Source organism: Sphingopyxis sp. 113P3 (assembly GCF_001278035.1).
Classification (GTDB): domain Bacteria; phylum Pseudomonadota; class Alphaproteobacteria; order Sphingomonadales; family Sphingomonadaceae; genus Sphingopyxis.
In genome coordinates this window covers 2952639-2975898 of the sequence record NZ_CP009452.1, presented here as the reverse complement: position 1 = coordinate 2975898, position 23260 = coordinate 2952639, and the positions used below count along the sequence as shown (strand labels likewise).

17 protein-coding genes are annotated in these 23260 nt (G+C 62.0%); 11 read left to right on the top strand and 6 right to left on the bottom strand.

Annotated elements, in window-relative coordinates:
* The first annotated feature begins 77 nt into the window (after nucleotides 1-77).
* Nucleotides 78-776 (top strand): TetR/AcrR family transcriptional regulator, encoded by a 699-nt coding sequence (locus LH20_RS14445; RefSeq protein ID WP_158501146.1) that lies wholly within the window; start codon nucleotides 78-80, stop codon nucleotides 774-776.
* Between the two features lie 6 nt (nucleotides 777-782).
* Here the strand turns inward: LH20_RS14445 and LH20_RS14440 are convergent, their stop codons facing one another.
* The 3 genes from LH20_RS14440 to LH20_RS14430 all read right to left on the bottom strand — a co-directional run bounded on the left by LH20_RS14440 (nucleotide 783) and on the right by LH20_RS14430 (nucleotide 7532).
* Nucleotides 783-2105 carry an NtaA/DmoA family FMN-dependent monooxygenase gene (locus tag LH20_RS14440; RefSeq protein ID WP_053554823.1) on the bottom strand — a complete coding sequence of 441 codons (1323 nt, stop codon included), beginning with the start codon at nucleotides 2103-2105 and terminating at the stop codon, nucleotides 783-785.
* 129 nt (nucleotides 2106-2234) lie between these two features.
* Nucleotides 2235-4592 carry a TonB-dependent receptor gene (locus LH20_RS14435; protein WP_053554822.1) on the bottom strand — a complete coding sequence of 786 codons (2358 nt, stop codon included), beginning with the start codon at nucleotides 4590-4592 and terminating at the stop codon, nucleotides 2235-2237.
* A 588-nt stretch (nucleotides 4593-5180) separates the two neighbouring features.
* On the bottom strand, nucleotides 5181-7532 hold the full coding sequence (locus tag LH20_RS14430) for a TonB-dependent receptor (protein WP_083455429.1): 2352 nt from the start codon (nucleotides 7530-7532) through the stop codon (nucleotides 5181-5183).
* An 802-nt stretch (nucleotides 7533-8334) separates the two neighbouring features.
* Between LH20_RS14430 and LH20_RS14425 the strand changes: the two genes are divergently transcribed.
* The 4 genes from LH20_RS14425 (at nucleotide 8335) to LH20_RS14410 (ending at nucleotide 12327) form a co-directional block, all read left to right on the top strand.
* Nucleotides 8335-9405 (top strand): AraC family transcriptional regulator, encoded by a 1071-nt coding sequence (locus tag LH20_RS14425; RefSeq protein ID WP_053554820.1) that lies wholly within the window; start codon nucleotides 8335-8337, stop codon nucleotides 9403-9405.
* Nucleotides 9406-9476: 71 nt separating this feature from the next.
* Entirely contained in the window at nucleotides 9477-9893 is a 417-nt protein-coding gene (locus LH20_RS14420) for a GFA family protein (RefSeq protein WP_053554819.1), read from the top strand.
* Nucleotides 9894-9933: 40 nt separating this feature from the next.
* Nucleotides 9934-10929, top strand: coding sequence for an NAD-dependent epimerase/dehydratase family protein (locus LH20_RS14415; RefSeq protein WP_053554818.1), 996 nt, complete (start codon nucleotides 9934-9936; stop codon nucleotides 10927-10929).
* A gap of 102 nt (nucleotides 10930-11031) precedes the next feature.
* On the top strand, nucleotides 11032-12327 hold the full coding sequence (locus LH20_RS14410) for an MFS transporter (RefSeq protein ID WP_053554817.1): 1296 nt from the start codon (nucleotides 11032-11034) through the stop codon (nucleotides 12325-12327).
* A gap of 57 nt (nucleotides 12328-12384) precedes the next feature.
* Here LH20_RS14410 and LH20_RS14405 read toward each other — a convergent pair whose 3' ends face one another.
* The 3 genes from LH20_RS14405 to gabT form a co-directional block, all read right to left on the bottom strand.
* Nucleotides 12385-12678, bottom strand: a complete 294-nt coding sequence (locus LH20_RS14405; protein ID WP_053554816.1) for a putative quinol monooxygenase — start codon at nucleotides 12676-12678, stop codon at nucleotides 12385-12387.
* 96 nt (nucleotides 12679-12774) lie between these two features.
* A complete protein-coding gene (gene ribB / locus LH20_RS14400) occupies nucleotides 12775-14058 on the bottom strand; it encodes a 3,4-dihydroxy-2-butanone-4-phosphate synthase (RefSeq protein ID WP_053554815.1) in 1284 nt (427 codons plus the stop codon).
* Between the two features lie 209 nt (nucleotides 14059-14267).
* Entirely contained in the window at nucleotides 14268-15536 is a 1269-nt protein-coding gene (gene gabT / locus LH20_RS14395) for a 4-aminobutyrate--2-oxoglutarate transaminase (RefSeq protein WP_053554814.1), read from the bottom strand.
* A gap of 289 nt (nucleotides 15537-15825) precedes the next feature.
* Between gabT and LH20_RS14390 the strand changes: the two genes are divergently transcribed.
* The 6 genes from LH20_RS14390 to LH20_RS14365 all read left to right on the top strand — a co-directional run bounded on the left by LH20_RS14390 (nucleotide 15826) and on the right by LH20_RS14365 (nucleotide 23040).
* A complete protein-coding gene (locus LH20_RS14390) occupies nucleotides 15826-16596 on the top strand; it encodes a hypothetical protein (RefSeq protein WP_053554813.1) in 771 nt (256 codons plus the stop codon).
* Nucleotides 16597-16615: 19 nt separating this feature from the next.
* The gene (locus tag LH20_RS14385) at nucleotides 16616-17863 is read left to right on the top strand and encodes an amidohydrolase family protein (RefSeq protein ID WP_053554812.1); all 1248 of its coding nucleotides are present in this window, start codon (nucleotides 16616-16618) and stop codon (nucleotides 17861-17863) included.
* Nucleotides 17864-18160: 297 nt separating this feature from the next.
* Complete coding sequence (locus LH20_RS14380; RefSeq protein ID WP_053554811.1) at nucleotides 18161-19366, top strand: acyl-CoA dehydrogenase family protein; 1206 nt, start codon at nucleotides 18161-18163, stop codon at nucleotides 19364-19366.
* On the top strand, nucleotides 19363-19920 hold the full coding sequence (locus LH20_RS14375; protein ID WP_083455427.1) for a flavin reductase family protein: 558 nt from the start codon (nucleotides 19363-19365) through the stop codon (nucleotides 19918-19920). Before LH20_RS14380 ends, LH20_RS14375 begins: the two co-directional genes overlap by 4 nt.
* A 142-nt stretch (nucleotides 19921-20062) precedes the next feature.
* On the top strand, nucleotides 20063-21562 hold the full coding sequence (locus LH20_RS14370) for a class I adenylate-forming enzyme family protein (RefSeq protein ID WP_144423583.1): 1500 nt from the start codon (nucleotides 20063-20065) through the stop codon (nucleotides 21560-21562).
* A gap of 23 nt (nucleotides 21563-21585) precedes the next feature.
* Nucleotides 21586-23040: an aldehyde dehydrogenase family protein gene (locus LH20_RS14365; RefSeq protein ID WP_442800436.1), complete on the top strand. Its 1455-nt coding sequence runs from the start codon at nucleotides 21586-21588 to the stop codon at nucleotides 23038-23040.
* The last annotated feature ends 220 nt before the right edge of the window (nucleotides 23041-23260 follow it).

Sequence of the window (23260 nt, the reverse complement as noted above, 5' to 3'; positions counted from 1 at the left end):
GCGCAGACCCAACGTTCTGGCGCCGGTGTTTAAGGTAGACCAACTCTATGGCAGCTTCGAATATCGCTCGTGTCCCCGTGGAAAGCAGCGCGGAAGAACCGAAAATCCGCGGCGGTCGACGCGATCGAACCCGCCAGGCCCTGATTGACGCCGGCCAGCACCTGATCGCCAAAAGCTCGATAAGCGCGGTCTCGATCGACGAGATCGTCGCTGAAGCCAAGGTCGCCAAAGGCACCTTCTATAATCATTTTGCCGACAAGGACGAACTCTTCAACGCGATCGTCGATTCGGTGCGCGAGCAGGTTCACTCGCGCATCATCGAGGAAACCGCCGACCTTCCCGACCCCGCGCGGAAGGTTGCGCGCGCCTTTTGCGTCGGGCTTCGCTACCAGCTGGATCACCGCGAGCAGATATTGTTTCTGATGCATAGCCGCTTTTCCATCCGGCCGATCCACGATCCCATGGATACCGGCATCGTAAGCTATGTTTCGGAAGGTATCGCCAGCGGCCGATTCCAGATCCCGACGACCGAAGCCGGCGTGTTGCTTGTACACGGGCTGAGCGGTGCGGCCTATGCCCACTCCCTCGACGAGCCGGACCCGTTTGCGACGATCGCGCGGGCGCAGCAGCTCACCGCGATTATTCTGCGCGGCCTTGGCCTGTCATTTGAGGAAGCCGATGTGATCGCGGCGCAGGAGGCCGACACCATCTTGCGCCGATATTTTCAGGTGCGTGCCGGATCGACGGAAAATGGAGACGAGAGCCCGGAAGGGTGAGACGGGTCACGGCGTTGCGATGTAGCGATTGACCGGGCGGGGAAGCCCAAGATTCTCCCGCAACGACGAGGCACGATAGTCGCGCTGGAAGAGGCCGCGCTGCTGCAACTCCGGTACCACGGTGTCGACGAAAATTTCCAATGACTCCTCGTCGCTGTCGAAAGTGATGGCAAAACCGTCGGCGGCGCCCGCTTCGAACCATCGCTGCATCATGTCCGCAATATCGGCGGCCGAACCGGGGATGACAGAGACCCGCGCAACGACCTCCATGAGTTGGCGAATGGTGAGACCGTCGCGCTTTGCGACGTCCAGATAATATTGCCGTACCGTGCTGGGTTTTGCAGGATCAACCGCAACGTCGGACACGGGAAAGTCCAACGGATAACCGGACAGGTCCAGCGCCAGTGTCGTGCTGAGGAGCTCGCGTCCGAAGACGGGGTCGAGGAGGGAGTCGAGGCGCGCAACCTTCTCTTCTGCATGGACCCGGCTGCGGCCGACGGCGAGGACGAGCGCTGCCAGGACTTTCACACCCTCCGGATCTTGCCCACGCGCCGCGGCCCCGGATTTCACTGCGTCGTAAAAGGCCTTCGCGGCTTCAATGCCGGGGTGCCAGGCGCAAACGACATCGCCGCCCGGGAACCCGCTTTCGGGTACCGCTGGGCCGGTCTGTACAATCACGGGCTGGCCTTGAACCGGGCGCGCGATGTTGAGGGGGCCTGCGACCGACAAGTGAGGGCCCCGGTGATTCAGCGCGTGCAGCTTTGCCGGATCGAAATAGCGCCCCGAAGCCTTGTCCCGGACAAACGCATCATCCTCCCAGCTGTCCCAGAGGCCCGACACAACATTGATGAACTCCTGGTGGCGCCCACCTTGGTGAGCGGTGCACGAGGAAGCGCCGAAATTGGCGTCGCTATGCGCATTGACGGCGCAGTCGACCGCCCAGCCGGCGCGGCCGGCCGAAATATGGTCAAGGGACGCGATCATGCGGGCCGCGTTATAGGGCTCCGAATAGCTGGTGCTGACCGGCGCAATCAGTCCGATCCGGCTGGTGGAGGTCGCTATTGCGCTAAGGAGCGTCAGCGGTTCCCAGCGCGAGCCCTTGGCGGTCCGGCCCAAGGCTTCCTTCGTCATGCTCGAGGCATAATAGCCCACGGCCACCGTGTCGGTCAGCATCAGTCCGTGCAGCTTGCCGCGCTCGGCCACCTGCGCCTGCCGGCAGATGAGGCCGAAATCCATTTCGAGCGTGCGGCGGGAGCGATCCCGCCGCCAGGCCATCGCATGGGCCCCCAGATATTCAGGCATCCAGAAAAGGATCATGTCCTTCGTCACTGGGGCGGCCTTCCTTGGCTCGTGCCGGCAGACCATCGCTCGCTTCTGGCTGGCTTTGGCGAGGAAGAGCAGATGGACCCGGCGTCCCGGAGGCGCCGCGAGACACGCTCGGCATCTCGCGGCCTTGCCTCAATATTTGAAGACAACGCTCACCCCGTAGGTGGCGGGCTTGCCCATATAGGTCATGCGGGTGTCGATCGCGTTCCGGAAAGTGGCAACATAGGTCTTGTCCAGAATGTTGCGCCCCCAAAGAAAGGCGCGCCATTTGCCGTCCGAGGTCTCTACGCCAGCCGATACATCGACAAGCGCGCGGCCGCTGGTCTCGTACCCGAGGTTGCCGAGCACGGACTGGGCGCTGCTCTGGTAAGACACGGCGCCGCCGACAAACATGTCCAATTGGGAATTGAGCGCCCATTGATAGCGGGCATTGCCATTCAGCTGCCAGCGCGGCGCGTTGGCGAGGTCGGTCTTGTGGAAATCCTGAATGTCACCGTCTTCGTTCGTGCTGGTATAATGTCCCAGAACCTCGGCCCGAACATAACTGCCCGCCGCATTGACGGTCAGGCCGGGGTAGGGAGCAGCCTGGAGTTGGAGCTCGGCGCCATAGATCCGCGATTTAGGGATATTGGTCAGTCCTCCCAGCGGACCCAGAACAGGATCCACGACCGTTCCCACCTCCTGCTTGTCCTTATAGTCACCATAGAAAATCGCGCCGTTCAGCTGGACCTTCCGGTCCGCCAGGCTGGCCTTGAAGCCTGCTTCATAGGCGAGCACGGACTCTTGCCGGGCCGGTGTGAGGGCGCCGCTGAAGGTCGCGTTCAGGAAGGGGTGACCTCCCATCTTGTAGCCGCGTGAAACATTGGCGTAGAGCATGAGGCCGTCGGCTGCTTCATATTGGGCGCCGGCGCGCCAGGAAACATTATCTTCGTCATAAGGTGTCGTGACGAAGCCCGGCAGCAGCGTGGGCGGATTGGTTGACGCGTCGAGGGTAATGCAATCTCCGGCCTCAAGCGGTGCGGCAAGCGGTCCCAGTCCGAAACCATCGCGCAGGAAGTTGATGAGGCCTGTGTAGGCGGGCCCTGCCGAACCGTCGGCGGAAACCGCAAGGCAGCCTCGATACCGGATCTTGGAGCGCGTGTAGCGCATGCCGCCCTGCAACGTCAGCCGGGGCGTGGCCTCATATTCCAGATTGGCAAAGGCGGCATAGCTGTTTGCGGCCGATCGCGCCTTGACCTCCAGTTCGCGAAACGGGGTCCCGTCGCCAAAGGCGAGATTGAGCCCTATGATCGGCGAAGCCGTGGTGAGGACTTCGACTGTCGATTCTCTTGGCCGGTCACTCTGGTAGTTGGCGCCGAATGTCAGCCGCAGTCCGTCGAGCCGGACCGCCGCGCGGAGTTCCTGCGTGAACGTCTTGTTCCGGGAATCGACGATGAAACTGGTGTTTTCCACCGGAACACCGTCGGCTTCGCTCAGGAGAAATGTCTGGAACTTGCTGAAGCTGGTCAGCGACGTCAGCGTCACCGCCTCGCCCACATCCAGGTCGAACCGGCCGGTCAGCATCGTCAGGCGGTTGTCTTTTGAAAGATCGGTACCCGGATCCCAATCGGCATAGCGATTCCCGCGCCGGGCATAGGGATAGTCCGCGATTCCCGTCAGGTCGGCGAGTGCCGGCTCCTGGGGCTTGAATTCGAACGCCTGACCCACCGGCGCGTCGGACCGGTCGACCCAGCGCTGCGCGGTAAGCAGCATGCGAAAGGAATCGCTCGGCTCCCAGCGAACGCTGAGACGACCGTTATTGAAATCCTGCCGGCCCGCCGTGTCGTCTCGCGTGACGCTCTTTTGCCAGTCGCCGCTCCCCTGGTGCTCGAACGCCAGGCGGACGCTCAATGTGCTGGTGAGCGGACCGCTGATGAAGCCGCCGATGTCGAACTGGTCGAAGCGGCCGTAGGTGGCGGAGAGTCCCGCCTCCAGCGTGTCGGTCGGCTTGTTGGCAACATAGTTGATTGCGCCGCCTGTGGAGTTGGCACCGAACAGCGTTCCCTGCGGACCTTTGAGGACCTCGACGTGATCGACGTCCAGGCCGGCGCCGCGCGTCATCGCGCCAAAGGGAATGGGGGCTTCGTCGACATAAACCGTGACCGCGGGGCGCGTGCTGAGCGAGGAGTCGTTGAAGCCAACGCCGCGCAGCGTGTAGACCGCTGCACCCGTCGGGGTTTGCGTCACGTTGAAGCCGGGCGTGACCTTGGGGAGATCCTCCACTGCCTTTATGCCTGCAGTCTGCAACTGCTCGCCCGATACTGCGGTAATCGACATCGGCACGCTATTCACATTCTGTGAATATTTTTGCGCCGTGACGATGATGTCGGCCGGGGCATCGGAACTGTCGCTCGCGTTGGTATCCGCGTCCGCCGCTTGCGCATAGGCGCTGCCGGCGTGAGCGAGGGCCAGCGCACAGCAACTCGCGCACAACATTCCTCTGATCGGCATGTCTCATCTCCCCAAATCATTTTCTGGTCGACTCACCGCTCGCATGGCCGGTGCGTCGTGTCGGCGGGCACATTACACAGAATGAATTGATTGTCCAGTCTGACTTTTTAATCCTGTCATTTGCCTTTGCGACGGGCGGATTTGGTGCGTCGCGGCTGCGCTGTGGCAGCCGATTTGCGTGTAGCGTCACGTCTCGAGGCCCGCTGGCCAAGCCGCCCGCGCGGACGAGACCGTTCACTCCGCCGGCAAGGATGCGCGGGCAATGCGGGGCGGGTGATCTTCTCACCCTGGAGACGGGGTAGCGTCGCTGCTTCGAACGATTATGACCGTTGGTCCATCTTCCTTCATGGCGAACCCTCGGGAAGTTGGGGGGATCGGTTGGCCCTCCATTTCGCGCGGTAGCTGCGACGTCGTGCAGCGCTCCACCCGGAAATTCACCCCGAGCTAGCTGCCGGGCGGCAGGGCCTGCCCTGAGGGCAAAAAAGTCCGGCGCGAATGTCGCGCCGGACCAGTTGCGCCGTCCAGGATGGTGCCCCGGCGTTCGCGTCACCGCCGTGCGGCTCTGCGAATATCGTTCTTCCAGATGGGCTAATAGGAGAAGCCGACCGTGATGCCGTAGGTCGCGGGCTTGGCCAGGAACTGGATGTTCGTATCGATGCCGTTTCTGGTCAGGCCGTAGCGTTCGTTAAAGACGTTCCGGCCCCAGATGTAGGCCCGCCATTTGGCATCAGGACTTTCGAGGCCGGCCGAAAGATCCACCAGCTTATAGGCTTCGTGCTCGTAGCCCGGGATATTGCCGATCCGGTCTTGCGCGGTGCTTTGATAATAAAAGCGGCCGCTCAGGAACATGTTCATTCGATCGGTGAGTTCCCGCTCGTAGCGCGCCGAGGCGTTGATCTGCCACCGCGGCGCATTGGCGAGCTCGGTCCCATGAAAGTCCTGCGTCTCGCCCACGGCATTGGTGCTGGTATAATGACCGAGAATCTCGGTTCGTACATAAATCCCGGCAGCCTGGAGGGTCAGCCCCTTCAAAGGCATCGCATCGATTTGGAACTCTGCGCCATAGACGCGGGATTTGGGGATGTTGGTCAGCGCCCCGATGCGTCCGATCGCTGGATCGACGATCGTGCCGACCTCCTGCTTGTTCTTGTAATCATAGTAGAATACCGCGCCATTCAACTGGAGAGCCCGGTCCAGCAGCCCGGCTTTGAACCCGCCTTCATAGGCCAGGATGGATTCCTGCTTCGCGGGGGTGAGGGCGGTACTATATGTAGCGTTGACGAAGGGATGGCCGCCCATCTTGTACCCCTTCGAGATGTTCGCATAGATCATCGCATTGGGTCCGACGCTATATTGCGCCCCTGTCCGCCAGGACACATTATCCTCGTCATAGGGCGTCGTCACCAAACCGGGATTGAGCGAGGGCGGGTTGGTCGTCGCGTCCATCGTGACGCAGTCGCCCGGGCCAAGCGGCGCGATCGGGGCCAATCCGCGAGCACCACGGGTGGCGTTGATCAGGCCGGTGTAGGTAGGCGCAGCGGTTCCGTCTCCGGAATCGGCAAGGCAGCCGCTGAACGCGATCTTCGAGCGCGTATAGCGTGCACCGCCCTGCAGCGTGAGACCGGGCGCAATCTCATACTCGAGATTGCCGAATATCGCGTAGATGTTGGTCTTCTGACGGGCGGCCACGCGAAGGGTGCGCAGCGGCGTGTCGGGTGCGAAGCGCGTGCTGAGCGACACGATCGCGGCTGCCGTGGTCAGATCCTGCAGCGTGTTCTCGTTGGGCGTGTCATGCTCGTAATTGGCACCCAGGATCGCCCGCAGATTGCCGAATTTTCCTGCCAGACGAAGTTCCTGCGAGAAGGTCTCGTTCGTGGAATCGGTGATGAAGGTCGTGTTATGAACCGGGACCCCGTCGGCCTCGCCGAGCAGGTGATATTTGAAATCGATGTAATTGGTGAGCGAGGTCAGCGTGATGGCGTCGCTCAAATCATAGTCGATCCGCCCTGTCAGCATGGTGAACTTGTTGTCTCGCGCCAGGTCGGAGTCCGGATCCCAGTCCGCGTAGCGGCTGCCGCGAATGCCATAGGGGTAATCCTTCACGCCCGTGGCATCGGCAAAGGCGGGCACCCCGGGATCAAACTCGAAGGCCTGGCCGACCAGCGCATCCGACTTGTCCACCCAGCGCTGGGCCGCGAGCAGGACCCGAAGCGAACCGACGGGCTCCCACAACAGGCTGACCCGGCCGTTGGTGAAGTTCTTCTGTCCGGCCGTGTCGTCCCGGGTAATGCTCTTTTGCCAGTCGCCGCTGCCTTGGTGCTCGACCGCGATGCGCACGCTCAGCGTATCGCTGAGCGGACCGCTGGCAAAGCCGTTGATGTCGAACTGGTCGAACCGCCCATAGGTCACCGCCCCCCCAGCAGTGAAGCTTTTTGTAGGTTTGGCGGTGACATAGTTGATCGCCCCGCCGGTCGAATTGGCACCAAAAAGGGTTCCCTGCGGCCCTTTCAGCACTTCGACATGGTCGATGTCGAGGTTGGCGCCTCGGGTCATCAGGCCAAAGGGGATCGGCGCTTCATCCATATAGACGGTAACGGCCGGACGCGTGCTCAGCGAGGAGTCGTTGAAGCCGATCCCGCGAAGCGTGTAGACTGACTGCCCCGTGGGCGTCTGCGTGACGTTGAAGCCGGGCGTGATCTTTACCAGATCTTCGACTGCGTGGATGCCGGCCTCTTCGAGCTGCTCGGCGTTGGCCACCGTGATCGTCATCGGTACGTTGTTGACGCTCTGGGAATATTTCTGCGCGGTAACGATGATGTCGCTGGCGTCGGGCGCCGGGTCCTCAGTTGCGCCCCTCTCTGACGTCTGCGCAAACGCGGTACCCGCCTGAGCCAAGGCGAGGGCACAAGACCCCGCATACAGGATCGTTCTAATCCACATCGGTCATCCCCTCCAACATATGTTCTAGTGCCCGGTGGTGCGCTTTTTGCGGATCCCCTGGACCGCCTCTTTCTCACACAGAATGAATTCAATGTCTAGTTTATGAATCGGGGGGCGAGCACGATATAGGCTGCGCCGATGGTAGCTTTTTCATATTGTGTTTGATTTTCAATAAATTGACCTGAAGAAAAATTGCGTCTGCGCCCGAGCTGCGCGACATGGATTCTCCGGCGCCACCGCGTCGCAACATATTCGGCGGATCGCTCGCGCTCGTGATCTATCCCCGCGACTCCGTGACCGCGATCTTGCCTCCTTCCCATAAATGACTTATCGTTCACATGCTGCTTCGGCGCCTGGCTGGGTAGGGCGCGCAGAAGAAGGAAAAGGAGGTCGGCGCGGTCGTTTTCGCTCCATTTCTTCGGATCTTTGGAATTTCGCGCGCCGCGCGAGAAGGGCGCAGACGCCCTCGGTGGCCGTGGTTTTTTTCGGGGGAGCGGGCTTTCGCTGACCGCGTGCCGCAAATGAAGGCGCTTCGCATGTCTGCCTGGTCCATGAGAATATTCCGTCGGGGTTATCCGACCCTCATTGGAAACATGATCACGCCGTGCGTCTCTCGAACGGATGCCACTTTCGGCAGCGGCAGCTTGCGCGTGCCTGGTTCACAGATGGGCAAGGAATCGCCCTCGGTTCCGCGCCGTACCTCGATGTTTGGCCGAGGGACTGGCCGTCAAGCGGCGCGGACGTCGCGAGGCGAGCGAAAGGCAGGAATGGGCGTGCCCGGTCCTGTCCGATCGATGTCGCAATGACGATGCGCGACGGGCCTCGACGTCATGCCGATGTTGCTCGGTTTCCCGGGGCGGTCTGGCGGGCCATTCAGGCCGCGGGAATTGCCCCCGCTGTGATACTCGACCGGGCCGGACTGCCGCGATCCTACGCCGACCCCTCGACCGCGATGTCCACGGCGCAGTATTTTTCGATCTGGAAGGCCGCCGAGGCCCTCGCTGACGACCCTGGATTCGCCGTGCGTCTGGTCAGGGCCCGAACCGGCGTCGAGCAGCAGCCCGGCTTTATCGTCGGACTCTACGCATCCAGCTTTCGAGATGCCCTCGAACGGCTGATGCGATCCCGCCTCAGTGCGTCGGAGCGGCTGTGGACCCGCGAAGCCGGGGGAATATGGACGATGGGCAAGGATTGGCACTACGCGGCGGAGCCCGAGCCGGCGCTGTCGGTCGATCTTACTTTCGCCTTGGTCGTTGAACTGGGCCGGCGCGGGACGGGAGGGCGCATCAGGCCCGCCTATGTCCAATACGCGCGGCCGCGGCATCCCTCGTCGGCCTTGGAAGCCTATTATGGATGTGCGCCGAGCTTCGATGCGGCGCATAATATGATCAGCTTCACCAGCGAAGATCTCGATACGCCGTTTCCAAGATACAGCCCCGAGTTTGTCGAAGTGATGACGCGGGCTCTCTCCATCGACCGGGGCAAACTGCCGGTCGCGGAACGGTTCAGTGACCGCGTCAGGGCGGCCCTCAAACAAGCTATATTGAACGGGCGACCGGAGATGGCGGCAATCGCCAGCGATATGGGCCTCGGGGTGCGCACGCTGCAGAGGCGAATCACCCGCAGCGGCACAACCTTTCGCGCCTTGCTGAACGAGGCGCGGCGCGAACTGGGGGTCGAGCTGGTGGCGAGCGCAGATCTCGACGTTGGCCGCATAGCCGCCATGCTGGGCTATCAGGACGCAGGCTCCTTTTATCGCGCTTTCAAAAGCTGGGAGGGCGTTTCGTTCGGCAAATGGCGCGCCCAACACGGCGTCGCCCATCAGGCGGCCACCTCCAGCGGCAGGGCGCACGAATTCGGGCATTCTCGCTAATTTTACGAAAATGATTTTCGTCGTGACGTTTTTCAGGTTATACACGGTGATCATTATGACTGGAGGATGATATGACGATGAAAGGCGGCTGCCTATGCGGCGCCGTGCGCTACGATATCAGTAACGACGCCACTCCGTCGGCCATCTGCCACTGTCGCAATTGCCAAAAACAGAGCGGATCGAGCTTTTCGATCGCGCTCCTGGTGAATGCCGCCGACTTCACGATGACGGGGACGCTGAAGCGGTACGAGGACCAGAATCACGAAGGGCGACCCATCTATCGCGAATTCTGCGAGACATGCGGGTCACCCGTCGTATCGCGCAGTCCGGTCCGATCCGACCGGATTGCCGTCAAGGCGGGAACGCTCGACGACCCATCGGTGCTTCGTCCCCAATTGCAGGTCTGGTGCGACTCTGCCCAGCCGTGGCTGACGCTTTCGGACCTGCCCGCAGTGGCACGGCAGCCGGAACCGGGCCGCGTGGAATGATGCCGAAGCGGGATCGACGGAAAATGATGGGAGAAGGAATATGGGCGTAACGTACCGCTTTGGACCGGATGATGGTCCCGTCCTTGTGACGGGCGCTGGCGGCTATGTGGCAGGCTGGGTCATCAAGATGCTGCTCGAGGCCGGGATGACCGTTCATGGAACGGTGCGCGATCCCGATAATGCATTCAAGGTGGGCCACCTGAGGCAGATGGCGGAGGCCTCGCCCGGCACGCTGAAACTGTTCAAGGCGGATCTGCTGGAGACCGGAAGTCATGACGAGGCGATGCAGGGCTGCCGGATCGTCATGCATACCGCATCGCCGTTCCTCGACCCCTCCAAGATATCCGATCCGCAGCGCGACGTGATCGACCCGGCTCTCAAAGGGACACGCGACGTTCTCGAGGCCGCTAACCGTGTCTCCGGGGTCGAGCGCGTCGTCCTCACAAGTTCGATCATCGCTATTGTGGATCCGTCCGTGGAACCACGCTCTTTCACGGAGGCCGACTGGAACGATTCGGCGGCGATCGAGACAGGGGCTTATGCACTTTCCAAGGTTCTGGCCGAGCGCGAGGCGTGGAAGATCGCAGGCGCGCAGTCTGCCTGGAAGCTGGTTGTGATCAATCCCGCTTTCATCATCGGCGAGGGCACGTCCGCGTCGCAGACCTCGGCTTCATTCGATTATTTCCGGAAGTTTATCGACGGGTCGTACAAGGACGGGGTGCCCGATTTTTCGGTCGGCACCGTGGATGTCCGCGATGTGGCCGAGGCGCATCTGCGGGGCGCTTTCATTCCCGGGGCCGAGGGGCGCCACATCATTTCCGCCAAGACGCTCAGTCTCGATGACAAGCTGCGCATTCTGAAGGCCGAGCTTGGCGAGGAGCGATATCCCTTCCCCCCCGAGACGTCGCGGACGTCGCCGAGCCGGCCGATGCTGCTCGACAATAGCAAGTCGATTTCGGCGCTGGGGATGAAGTACCGACCGCTTGAACCCGCCCTTGTGGACATGTTCGTGCAGGCTGCCGAATACCGGAATTGATCTGCCTGCAAGGCACATGCGAAAAAAGGCTACCGCAATGAAGATTATGACAGCAGTTCGAAAACACCGGGCGCGACCGCTTCCTTGCCTCCCGGTGCCGCAATGAGCGGGGCCGCGGCAGAAGCCCTGGATTCGGCGACGGCGGTCGATCCGGCGCCGCAGCCGCGCGAAAGCCAGTTGCTGACGCTTGCGCGCGAATGGCGGGCGGGTTGGCGCCCGGGGATCGCTGCAATCATCGGGCTCTCGCTAGGCTACACGCTCTGGACGCATCTATCGAGCTTCTTCATCGAGCCTCTGCAGCGCGAGTTCGGCTGGACGCGGGGCGAAATTGCGCTCGCCAATTCGGTGGGCATGATCACGGGCTTCGCAGCGCCGTTTCTGGGCCGCGTGGTCGACCGGGTAGGGGCGAAGGCGGTCGCCCTGTTCGGCGTTATCACCAGCGCGCTCTGCTTTGTTGCGCTGTCGCAGCTCAATGGTTCCTTGTCCGCCTATTATGCGATCTATTTCATTCTCGTTATCGCCGGAATGGCGACGACGGGGATAACATACGGGCGCATTCTGGTTGGAACCTTCAAGAAGAGCAGGGGCACCTCGCTCGCATTGCTGCGCGTGGGAATGGGGATCTCGCTGGCGGGCATGCCTCTCCTCATCTACCCCGCGATTGCGCAATTCGGATCCACGGGCGGTTTTCTCATGCTCGCGGGGGTGAATGTATTCGTCACCCTTCCGATCCTGCTTTTTCTGGTCCCCGGCAAGCGCTCGCTCGTCGAGGCCGGATCGCAGAGCGCCGCGCAGGCCGGTCCGAGCCGCTGGCAGCTCCTCGCGCGCCAGCCGAAGATATTGATCGTCTCGCTCGCAGCGATGCTCAATTCTGCGCCGCTCGCGGCCATCATGACCCAGCTCAAGCCGATAGGTGTTTCCGCCGGGCTGACGTCGGCGACTGCCGTGGGGGCGGTGTCGGCAGCGGGTATTGCCCCCATCGCCGGTGCGCTGATCGCCGGCATATTTGTGGACCGGGTCTGGGCGCCTGCAGTGGCATTTGCCATGTGCGCGATTTCGGCCGTGGGCTGCGCCATGCTGGTCCTGTTCGGCAGCGACACCACACCCGCCATCTTCTACCTGTCGGTGATCCTGGTCGGGATCGGCATGGGCGGCGAAAGCGACGTGCTTGGGTATATGGTGGCACGATATTTCGGTCTTAATGACTATGCCACGATCGCCGGGATTGCCGGGCTGTTCGTGGTTGTCGGTATTGCCATCGCCGCCTCGCTTATCGGGCGGGCCTACGACATATTTGGCGATTATCAGGTCGCATTGGTCGTTGCGGCGATCACTGTTCTCGCCGCCGGTTTTGTATTCATGCTTCTGGGTAAATATCCCGATTCCGTCGAGGAGTGAGAGCTCTGGGGATCGGCCGGGACCGGCCGGAGCCAGGCCGCGTCCGGAACCCGGCCGTCAGACCGACAGGAGGCGCGTGTAATAGGCGCCCTCCGGCGGACCCTCATACCACGGCAGAATCTCCAGAAGAAAGGCATGCGCGCGGGGGCTTTGTGCGTTCTTGTGCGCGTCGACACTGTCCCAGATTTCGGTGAAGAGGAAGCGGCGCGGATCGCTCGTGTCCTGCAGCACCGTGACGCCGTTGCAGCCGGCAGTCGGGCGCACCAGGTCCGCGAGCCTGGCAAGCGCGTCGCGCAGCTTGCCTTCGTGCCCCTGCCTGGCATGAATCACATATTGGCGTGCGATGGTCACCCTTGTGTCTCCTTTGCAGACGAAATCCGGATGAGCTGTTTGGGCGAAGCGCCATCCCCGATGGCTGGGTCCTGGCGCTCCGCGGATGCAGGCGCGCTAGGGCGCATCGATCGGGCGATGCCCGACGACGGACAGGTCATAGCCATCCAGCGCAACGAGACTGTGGGTCCTATTGCTGAGCAATATCATGTCGCGCACGCCCATTTCGCTCAATATCTGCGCGCCGATTCCATAGTCGCGTAACTCGTCCATGTCGGGTTCCCGGCCGGACCTTAGCGCGTCGAACATGCGGCTGAAGGAATCGGGCGTCCGGCGGTTGAGGATCACGATAAGGCCCGCGCCCTCTTCGCTGATGATTTCCATCGAGCGCGAGAGCAAATGGCTGCGCGGCTCTATCTGGCCGAACGTATCGGTCAACGGCGACAATTGGTGCATGCGCACCAAGGTCGGCCGGTCGGGATCGATCTGCCCTTTTTGAAGGACGAGCTGTTCTCCATTGGCGGCTCGGTTGAAAAAGACGATCGCCTGCCATTCGCCGCCCCAACGGCTTGTAAAGCTGACTTGCGCCCGCTTTTCGACCAGATGGTCGTTCCGGCGCCGATAGGCGATGAGGTCGCGGATTGTCCCGATCTTAAGTCCATGCTTGCGCGCCAAGGGAATGAGATCGTCGAGCCGGGCCATTGTGCCGTTGTCCTTCATGATCTCGCAAATCACGCCGGACGGATTGAGGCCCGCAAGTCGCGCTACGTCCACGGCCGCTTCTGTATGACCGGCCCGGACGAGCACGCCTCCGTCGCGGGCGACGAGCGGAAAGATATGGCCAGGGGTGACGATATCGTCTGCGGTTTTAGAGGCGTCGATGGCGACCGAAATGGTTCTCGCACGATCGGCCGCACTGATGCCCGTCGTGACCCCTTCGCGCGCCTCGATCGAAACCGTGAAGGCGGTTTCGTGCCGCGTACGGTTGTCGCGGCTCATCAGGTCGAGCCCCAGCGTGTCCACGCGGGCCTGGGTCAGAGCAAGGCAGATGAGTCCGCGTCCGTGCCGCGCCATGAAGTTGATGGCATCGGGAGTGGCCATCTGGGCGGGGATTACAAGGTCGCCTTCATTCTCCCGGTCTTCATCATCCACCAGAATGAACATGCGCCCGTTGCGCGCTTCATTTATGATCTCTTCCGGCGTTGCCAGCGCCGTCCCTTCTTCGCGCTTTGCAAGGTAAGTCTCGAGCTTGGCGAGTATGTCCGGCGAGGGAACCCAGTCGTCGCTCTCCATTCCGCGCAAGCGACTGCTGGGCAGCGCGGCCGCTCGCGCAAGACCCGAATGCGTCATGCCGGCCTCCGCAAGCAATTGCCGCAATCGGTGGACCGTGTCGGTCGCCATCATTCCCTCCATCTCTTGCGGGCGTCGCCCGCTGCTTCATGAGCAGGAGCGCCCGACGCTCGCGGCGCGAGCCCCTGGCGAAGAGCTCCAACCGTTGGCCTTGCCAGGACAGCGAACTGTGACTCGGTCTCTCCCCGATCGAATCACAATATATACTATGTTTATTATGATTGTCACCCGCTGTGTGGAGGGGTGGCAGGCGACCCGGTTCAGCTTGGGGAGAGGGCGGCCTCGAGAATATCGAGCCCCTCGTCGAGAAGTCTGGTCGGAATCGTGAGCGGAGGCAGCAGCCGAACCGCCTGCGCCTGGGAGCCGCACGAAAGGATGATCAGGCCCCTGTCGCGGGCGCGCGCCATAATTTCTCGGACCTTCGAGGGGGCACCTGCTTCTCCGCAAGCGTCCAAGACGTCGAAGGCAACCATCGCGCCGAGGCCGCGCGGCTGCGAAATGGGGTGCAGATCGTCCCGCTCCGAAAAGGCCGCAATGCGGCTGCGCATTCGCTCTCCGATTTGTGCGGCGCGTTCGATCAGCTTTTCCTCCGCGATCACGTCGAGCACTGCCAGCCCCGCGGCGCAGGAAACGGGAGACCCGCCGTAAGTGCTGCCGAGCGAACCCGGGTCTCCAGCGTCCATGACGTCTGCGCGACCGATCACGCCTGACAAGGGAAAGCCGCCGCCCATGCCTTTTGCGACAGCGATGATATCGGGCTCCACGCCGCTGTGCTCGATCGCGAACATTTTCCCGGTTCGTGCAAATCCCGTCTGCACCTCGTCGGCGATGAGCAATATGCCGTGCCGGTCGCAGATATCGCGGAGTGCGGTGAGAAGATCGTGGGGCGCGGGGTAGAACCCGCCTTCGCCCTGCACCGGTTCGATGATGATCGCAGCGACGCGTTCGGGGTCGATGCTTGCTGCAAAGAGCATATCGAGAGACTGAAGCGTCTCGCCTGGAGCGTGGGCCCCCGAATTCGGGAAGGGCAAGTGAAACACCTCGGGCGTCATCGACCCGAAGCCGCGCTTGTAATTGCTGACCTTGCCTGTGAGGGCCGTGGCCATCAGGGTCCGTCCGTGGAAGGCGCCGGTAAAGGCGATGACGGCCGACCGGGCCGTCGCCATGCGCGCAATCTTGACGGCGCATTCCACGGCCTCGCTCCCGCTGTTGAGAAAAATCGTGCGGGCTGGCCGCGAAAACGGCGCCAGCGAATTCAGTCGCTCTGCGAGCCGAACATAAGGCTCATATGCCAACACCTGAAAGGATGTGTGGGTAAAGCTGTCGAGCTGCGATTTGACCGCTTCGATCACTTTCGGGTGACGATGCCCGACATTCAGTACGGCGATACCTGCCGCAAAATCAATGTAGCGGTTGCCGTCAACATCCCAGATCTCGCTATCCAGCGCACGCGCGGCAACAAGGGGCGTTGCCGAGGCAATACCGCGCGGAACTGCGGCCGATCGGCGATCTTGAAATGTCAGGGTCATGCAATTTTCCCATGAATGGAGGTCAGGTCGGCTCGCGAGGCAGAGGAAATGGCAGCCGCGCGGCTGGCGGGGTGAGTCCGCCGAGGATGGAATATATGACCATTAGTCATATATCTGCAAGAGCGAGCGCAATGGATGACGCCGCGGCGTGCGGTCGCGGCCACTACGGCGTCACCGAAGTGGCCTTTTGGCGCACAAGGACATATTTTTGGCGTCTTTGGCGATTGTTTGGACCCGTTTCTTGGATCAATGGGAGGGCCTTCGTATTCAGCAGAGGAAGACGGAACTGATGCGCGACTTTGATTTTCAATGCGTGATCGACGGCGAAAACTATACGGTCAGTCAGCTTGAGCGCGTCCAGTATCTGCGTCACATCCTGATGCTGCACCAGTTGAAGCGGCTGGGAGCCGATGTGGCGCACGGCGAAAAAATGCTCTCGCATGACGATATTGACGGTCTTGGCCCCGAAGAGGCCCGGGCGGTGTCGATCGCGACGCGTCAGGCCTTCGATATCGACGGCATCAAGCATCTGTTCCGCGAGCAACTTTTGGAGGCGGACCAGCTATGGAAGGCGGCGAACGAAGCGCCGGACGGCGCGCCGCTCCTTCTTGCGCGTACGCAGATCACGGTGCGGGGTATCTCGCTCGAAGCGCTGGGCTCGGTCGTGAACCTCGACGCCATCCATCAATGCTACGCCTTGCTGCATCCCGACCATCATTTCGCGAGCGGCGATAGCGTCAGGCTCGAGCATATGGAGATTTTCGGCCATTTTGGTGGGCCCACATGGCTCTATGCGCACCCCGACCAGTCGCTGACTGTCCCGGGCGTCGAGCGCGATCCCGATTATCCGATGGTCATGGCAGGAAGCACGACGCTTGGAAGCGACGGCACGCCGATGAACCTCTTTGCATACCACCAGTTCAAGCCGCTCGAACACGGCTTTTCGATCAAGCAGTGCGCCGCCTTTCCGCCGCGAACGCCGCAGGTCATCGTCGATGGTCACAAGGTCCATCTCGCGATCGAGATCCTGGAGGCGACAAAGCTAGCCGCGGCGCGCTGAAATTGGAGGAGCCCAAAAAATGCAGGTAACACCCTTATTGCCCGACAGTGTCGCATCCTTTGGGGGGCGCATTACTGACATCGACAGCCACGAAATGTTGCCCGCACAGGTGTGGGTCGACGTCTTTGGCGAGATCACGCGCCCGTGGGCCGAGCGCGCCATGCGCGTCAAGCCGAATGGGGGCGCGCAAAATATCATCAGCGTTCCCGGTTTTGAAGGTGACGTCGCCGAGATGGATCCTGAAGCGGTCTGGACGACCAAGGGCCCCTCGGCGCCAGGCGCGGCCGACATGAACCGCCGGCTCGAGCTTATGGATGTGATGGGACTGTCCCGGCAGCTGATGTTTCCGTCGGGGCCCGGTCTGGGCGGGCTCGCGCTGTACGGATCCCCGAACGATGCGCAAAAATATGGCGTCGCCAGCTTCGGCGTTACCGACGACAATTTCTACACGCTCGCGCGCGACCTGATGGACAATTACAATCGCTGGGCCGTGGAGGTGGCGAAAATATCGAGCCGATTCCGTCCGGTGGCGCCCGTCTATGGGGACACGCCGGAGGAATTGATCGCTGTCACCAAGAAACTCATCGATCAGGGCATCCGTGCAGTTCTGATTTCCGCGCCGCGTCTCCCTGGGGGCAGGTCGCCTGCGAACAACGACCTTGACCCCTTCTATGCGATGCTTGCCGAGGCGAATGTGGCGCTGACCCTGCACATCGGGGGCGAGGACCTGTTCCTGCGCACGAATGATTGGGTCAAGGCGGCAGCGTTCGAGGGCTATAAGGAAACCACGGAGGTTCTGCTCAATCCCTGGAAGCTCTCGACCTATCATCTTGCCGCGCAGAACTTCATCGGAACGATGGTGGTGGGCGGCGTCTTCGACCGCCATCCGACGTTGCGCGTCGGCGTCACCGAATTCACCGCATACTGGATCGGGCCGCTCGCCCGCGCGCTCGACATCTGGTACGAGCATGACTTCTCGCTCAAGCCCAAGGTGTTTGCGGACGGATCGGAAGGTCGCCGTCTGCCGATGAAGCCTTCCGAATATATCAACCGCAATGTGCGGGTATCGCCGTTCGATTTCGAACCCGTCGGCGAATATATCCAAATGTATGGTCTTGAGGATGTCTACTGCTTCGCCAGCGATTTTCCGCACGTCGAAGGCGGGAAGGACCCGGTGGGAGCCTTTGCGGCGTCGCTCGAGCCCCTGGGACCGCGGGTAATGGAGAAATTCTTCGTCACCAATGGCGAATTTCTGATGCCGAACTGACCGCAGTCCGCACCGGCCGCGCGTCTTGAGGGGGCGGCCGGTTCGCGGGCATCCTCGCCGCGCTCCCGCGCGACGCCGCCTGGCCTCCAAAGGCCAGGCCGCCGCGATAGCGCGGCATTTTTGTTCCTGGGCGCCGCCGGCGCAGCGCAACTTTCTTTGGCGGTCCAATCTGATGCTTCGTTCAATTGCACGGACATCTGGAGCGAGCCGCCTTTTCATGGCTCGCTTGACGTGAGCTTTCTGCACGAATATACAAATTGTATATTGTGAGTCACCGAACAGGGATGGAGAGGCCGAATGGGCGCAGCGAAGCCGGTCGAGATGGAATCCAACCGCGCAGTCCATGCGACGCGCGAGGAGCGGCGTGCGGCCCTTCTCGCCGCGGTGGAGGAAGTCGGCCCGGTGCTGGAGGCCGAGGCCGCGGGGGCCGAGGATGAACGCCATCTCACACCGGCGGCTCTCACGGCGCTGCGTCGTTCGGGGCTTCTCGGACTGAAGCTGCCGCTGGAGCTTGGTGGGTTCGAAGCGGACAATGCAGTCCAGTATGAGGTGATCGAACGCCTTGCCTACCATAGCACCGCGGCCGCCTGGTGCATGTTTATCTATACCGATATTCTCGGGAAAGTGGCCGCCTGCCTCCCCGATGAGGGCGTCGCCCGGCTGCTTGCCGGGGAGGGGCTTCCCCTAACGTGCGGGGGCGGGGGGCTCATCCCTGGATCGCTTGTTCCCGTGGAGGGCGGCTACCGGCTCAGCGGCCGCTGGATTTACGGCAGCGGCAGCAGCGGTTCGGACTATTTCATGGTGATGGGGGCCAACGAAACAGGGGCAGGAGAGCCGCAACTGGTGTTCTGCCTTGTTCCCTCCTGCGATATGACCGTTGAGGATAATTGGCACGTCGTGGGAATGCGCGGGACCGGCAGCGCGGACTATCACGCCAGGGATGTCTTTGTACCCGCCGCGCTGACATTTCCCTTCCCTGGCCCGCCGCTGCGGGGCGGCGCGATCTTCAAACTGGGGCTGATGGGCTATTCGGCCCATACCATTGCATCGGTGGCGGTCGGCGGCACTCTCAGGGCACTTGATGAAATAGGCAAAATGGCCGAAACCAAGGCGCGGGGCTATTCAAGCAAGACCCCCCTGGCGCGCCGCAGCGTGTTCCAATCCTTTTTGGGGCAGTCGCGGCTGCGGCTGATGGCCATGCGCGCGATGATGATCGATGTCGGGCAGCGGCTTGTCGCCGAAGCCGAAAGCCTTGGTGACAATCCTCTCCATACCGAGATCGAAAGCCGCGCCGCTGCATCCCTCGCGACGCTGGCCGCGGTCGAGGTGATGAGCGGTATCATGCGCTACGCCGGAGGGGAGGGGGCCCGGGCGGGACATCTGATCGAGCGGACCATGCGCGATGTCCAGATGGCGCAGACGCACTTCTATGTCAGTGACAGTTCATTCGAGCTGCACGGGCGAAGCCTCCTCGGCGAGACCGATCTGGACGCAACGTCATGAACGCGATTATTTCAACCCGTCCCTCGAAGGAAGGCGCACCCGTGTCCCAGTCCGTCGCAGAGGCCACCAAAATGGTGATGCGGCGCGCCGCCAAGTCGGTCTGGATCATCGCCTCCTGCCACGAGGGCAAGCGGTTTGCGATGGCGGCCACCGCGGTCGACGTGTTCTCTCTCGATCCCCCTTCGATGCTTGTCTGCGTCAATCATGGGGCAAGCTTGCATCCCGTGCTGACGTCGGGGGCGAATTTCTCGGTCAACTTGCTGGGCGCCGAGCAGGAAGAGTTAGCCCAGGCCTGCGGGGGACGGCTTCGCGGAGAAGACCGTTTCTCGGTCGGCACCTGGATCGCAGACCATGAGACCGGCGTCCCGATACTCGCCGATGCCCAGGGTTCGATGGTCTGCGTCAAGCGCCACACTCTGAGTCACGGTACCCACGAACTGTTCGTCGGCGACGTGCTGAATGTGCGCGAATCCGGTGCGATCCAGCCGATGATCTATGTGAACGGTCGATATTACACCTTCCGTTCTCGCATCGATGTCGCTGGCTCCAGCTAGGACATTTGGAGATGCGAAACGCGGTTCCACTTGAAGCTGTTCCCCTGGGTGCTCCTATCGTGCGCCTCGAGCCTAACGCCGCGCATGCGCGCTGCATGGCCGTCTGCCGCGCTATCCCGGAGAAGGGTGGGAGAGGCTGATCATGCGAGCGACGATCGCGACCCTCGCTCATGATGCGGCCCGAGCCTTCAGCGAGAAGCGGGCAGTGTCGGTTTCTGGCGACAAGGCCCTCAGCTTTGCCGAGATAGACAGGCTGGCGGGGCGAGCCGCCGGCAAGCTCATGGCACTCGGCCTTCGCGCAGGTCACCGGGTCATCCTTCATTTGCCGAACGGGTGGCGATGGATCATTGCCTACCACGCCCTGGCGCGCATGGGCGCCGTGGTCGTTCCCGCCAATATCCTGCTCTCCGCCGCCGAAATCAGTTTCATTGCAGCCGATTGCGAGGCGAACGCAATTATCCTCCCGGGTGATCGAGCCTCCAAGGTCGACGTCGGCGAGGCCCTCGTCGTGACCGATGACGGGACGGCCGGGACTCCGTTCGACGCGCTTCTCGATGGTGAATGGCTCGAGCCGCTTGCCTGCAGGCCGGACGACCTCTTCACCATCGGCTACACGTCGGGCACGACCGGCAAGCCCAAGGGCGCCATGCTCAGCCATGGCAATATTTTCGCCAGCGTGTCGCACACCGCCACGATTCACGTCAGGACGCGCCACGACCGCGTCTACTCGGCGCTCCCGCTGCCGCATGTCTACGGCAATGTCGTGATGAACAGCTGCTTTCTTACAGGCGCCTCGCTCTTCCTCGCGGAGCGGTTCGACGCTGGAGCCGCGCTCAAGGCGATCGAACAGGAGCGCATCACGCTCTTTGAGGGCGTGCCGACAATGTATTACCAGCTGCTCGCTCATCCGGCGCTGGAGGGGGCGGACCTGTCGAGCCTTACACGCTGCACCGTCGGCGGGCAAACCATGCCCGTTTCGAAGCTGGATGCGGTCGCAGAGCGTTTTGGATGTCCGATACTCGAGTTATGGGGCATGACCGAAGTGGGCGGTCCGGCGACATCGCATTCGCCCTGGTGGCCCCCGCGTCACGGCTCGATCGGCCTTCCCTTCCCGGGTACAGAACTTCGGATTGCCGCCGCCGACTGCTCGCAGGATGCGCCCACGGGCGAACCCGGCGAACTGATGGTGCGAGGATCGCTGGTCACCTCGGGCTACTGGCGCAACAAAGCGGCCACTTCGAGCGCGATCGATGCCGAAGGCTGGCTCGCCACCGGCGATGTCGCCTACCGCGACGATGAGGGCTATTATTTTATCGTCGACCGCAAGAAGGACATGATCCTTACCGCGGGGTACAATGTCTACCCCGCCGAACTTGAACAGGTGATTGCGCGCTTCGAGGGCGTGTCGATGGTTGCGGTTGTCGGCATGGCCGATGAGGAAAAGGGCGAGGTGGCTCATGCCTTTGTCGTCCCGGAGCCCGGCACGGTGCCCGACGAGGCGTCGCTGATCGCGTACTGCCGCGAGCATCTTGCTGCCTACAAAATCCCCAGGGCCGTTCATTTTGTCGATGACCTGCCCAAGACGAGCACCGGCAAGATCCTTCGCCGCGCGCTGCGCGATCGGTCGGAACAGACCCAATAACCGGTCAAAATTCAGGAGGAGAGATGGCTATGGCTACCCAGGCGGAAAAGGCGACCTTCGATTTTTTCAGCGACTACACAATGACGATCGATGGCAAGAGCGCGACGTCCACGGCGACGTTCGAGGCGTTCAATCCGGCGACCGAGGAGGTGATCGCCTCGGTGCCGGACGCTTCGCGGGATCAGCTCGATTCTGCGATTGCCGCGGCAAAGTCGGCATTTGCGGGATGGTCCGCACGGCCCATCGCGGAGAGGCAGGCGCTGGTTGCGAAGATCGGCGACGTCATCGAGGCGCACGCCGAGGATTTCATGCGTCTTCTGACGCTCGAGCAAGGAAAGGCGCGAGCTGGCGCCGAATGGGAGATTGGCGGCTCGGTCATTTGGTGCCGTGAGATCGCAACCCAGAGCCTGGCGACGCATGTGGCGGAGAAGACCGAGAGCCGGACCGTGGAGACGAGCCGGGTGCCGCTGGGCGTCGTCGGCGGCATTACACCTTGGAATTTCCCTGTCCTGCTCGCGGTCTGGAAGATCGCGCCGGCATTGGTCGCGGGCAATACAATGGTGCTCAAGCCCTCGCCCTGGACGCCGCTTTGCACACTCAAGCTTGGTGAATTGCTGCGCGATGTCCTGCCTGCCGGGGTGCTCAACATTGTTTCAGGTGGAAATGATCTTGGCGCCTGGCTGACGCAGCACCCCGATGTGCGCAAGATCAGTTTTACCGGTTCGACCGCAACGGGACGCAAGATCATGGAAAGCGCCGCCGGCAATCTGAAGCGGATAACGCTTGAACTGGGCGGTAATGACCCGGCAATCGTGCTGCCCGACGTCGAGGTTGAAAAGACGGCCAAGGAGCTTTTCTGGGCGGCATTTCAGAACACGTCGCAGTTCTGCGTCGCGGCAAAACGTGTCTATGTCCATGCCGATATCTACGACAGTTTTGCCAAGGCGCTGGTGGATTACGCCAAGACCGTGAAAGTCGGCGACGGTTCGCAGCAAGGCACCGACCTTGGACCGATCCAGAACAAGATGCAGTTCGAGAAACTGAAGAATCTGCTGGACGACGCGCGCAGCGCGGGTCTGTCCTTCCTCCTTGGCGGCGAGATTCCCGAGGGCAAGGGATATTTTGTTCCCGTGACCATCATCGACAACCCACCCGAGGATTCGCGCGTGGTTGTGGAGGAAGCGTTCGGACCAGTGCTGCCGCTCCTCAAATTCGACGACATTGAGGATGTGGTGGCCCGGGCGAATGACACCGAATATGGCCTTGCCGCCTCTGTCTGGGGCAAGGACATTGACACTGCGCGGCGCATCGCCGGGCGCATCGAAGCGGGGACTGTGTGGATCAACGAGATCCACAGCTTCTCGCCCCATGTCGCCTTTGGCGGCCACAAGCAGTCGGGCATCGGCATCGAAAATGCGCTCGAGGGTCTTGCAGAGTATACGAACTCCCAGACGATCGTGACCAATCGGGCGGTTTGAACCGACGAGGTGCCGAATGATGTCCACCGGTCGGCACCCCGTGCGCGCAAAGAGTAGGCCGGATGGTCTTCGATCAGGCTTCATCACCCTCGAGCGCGAAAGGATTTCGCGCAGCTCACGTCTGGGTGCCGGCAAGCGCCGCGCCTGTGGTCGGGCTTCATTTCCGGGCCGGGTTGGGGGAGGCCAATTTTGGCGTGTCGCGCTAGGTTTTTGTCATGTC

Coding starts and splice junctions, on each gene's coding strand:
- LH20_RS14435 (WP_053554822.1), bottom strand. CDS start 4,592: ATGCCGATCAGAGGAATGTTGTGCGCGAGTTGCTGTGCGCTGGCCCTC.
- LH20_RS14430 (WP_083455429.1), bottom strand. CDS start 7,532: ATGTGGATTAGAACGATCCTGTATGCGGGGTCTTGTGCCCTCGCCTTG.
- LH20_RS14425 (WP_053554820.1), top strand. CDS start 8,335: ATGACGATGCGCGACGGGCCTCGACGTCATGCCGATGTTGCTCGGTTT.
- LH20_RS14420 (WP_053554819.1), top strand. CDS start 9,477: ATGACGATGAAAGGCGGCTGCCTATGCGGCGCCGTGCGCTACGATATC.
- LH20_RS14415 (WP_053554818.1), top strand. CDS start 9,934: ATGGGCGTAACGTACCGCTTTGGACCGGATGATGGTCCCGTCCTTGTG.
- LH20_RS14410 (WP_053554817.1), top strand. CDS start 11,032: ATGAGCGGGGCCGCGGCAGAAGCCCTGGATTCGGCGACGGCGGTCGAT.
- ribB (WP_053554815.1), bottom strand. CDS start 14,058: ATGGCGACCGACACGGTCCACCGATTGCGGCAATTGCTTGCGGAGGCC.
- gabT (WP_053554814.1), bottom strand. CDS start 15,536: ATGACCCTGACATTTCAAGATCGCCGATCGGCCGCAGTTCCGCGCGGT.
- LH20_RS14390 (WP_053554813.1), top strand. CDS start 15,826: ATGCGCGACTTTGATTTTCAATGCGTGATCGACGGCGAAAACTATACG.
- LH20_RS14385 (WP_053554812.1), top strand. CDS start 16,616: ATGCAGGTAACACCCTTATTGCCCGACAGTGTCGCATCCTTTGGGGGG.
- LH20_RS14380 (WP_053554811.1), top strand. CDS start 18,161: ATGGGCGCAGCGAAGCCGGTCGAGATGGAATCCAACCGCGCAGTCCAT.
- LH20_RS14375 (WP_083455427.1), top strand. CDS start 19,363: ATGAACGCGATTATTTCAACCCGTCCCTCGAAGGAAGGCGCACCCGTG.
- LH20_RS14370 (WP_144423583.1), top strand. CDS start 20,063: ATGCGAGCGACGATCGCGACCCTCGCTCATGATGCGGCCCGAGCCTTC.
- LH20_RS14365 (WP_442800436.1), top strand. CDS start 21,586: ATGGCTATGGCTACCCAGGCGGAAAAGGCGACCTTCGATTTTTTCAGC.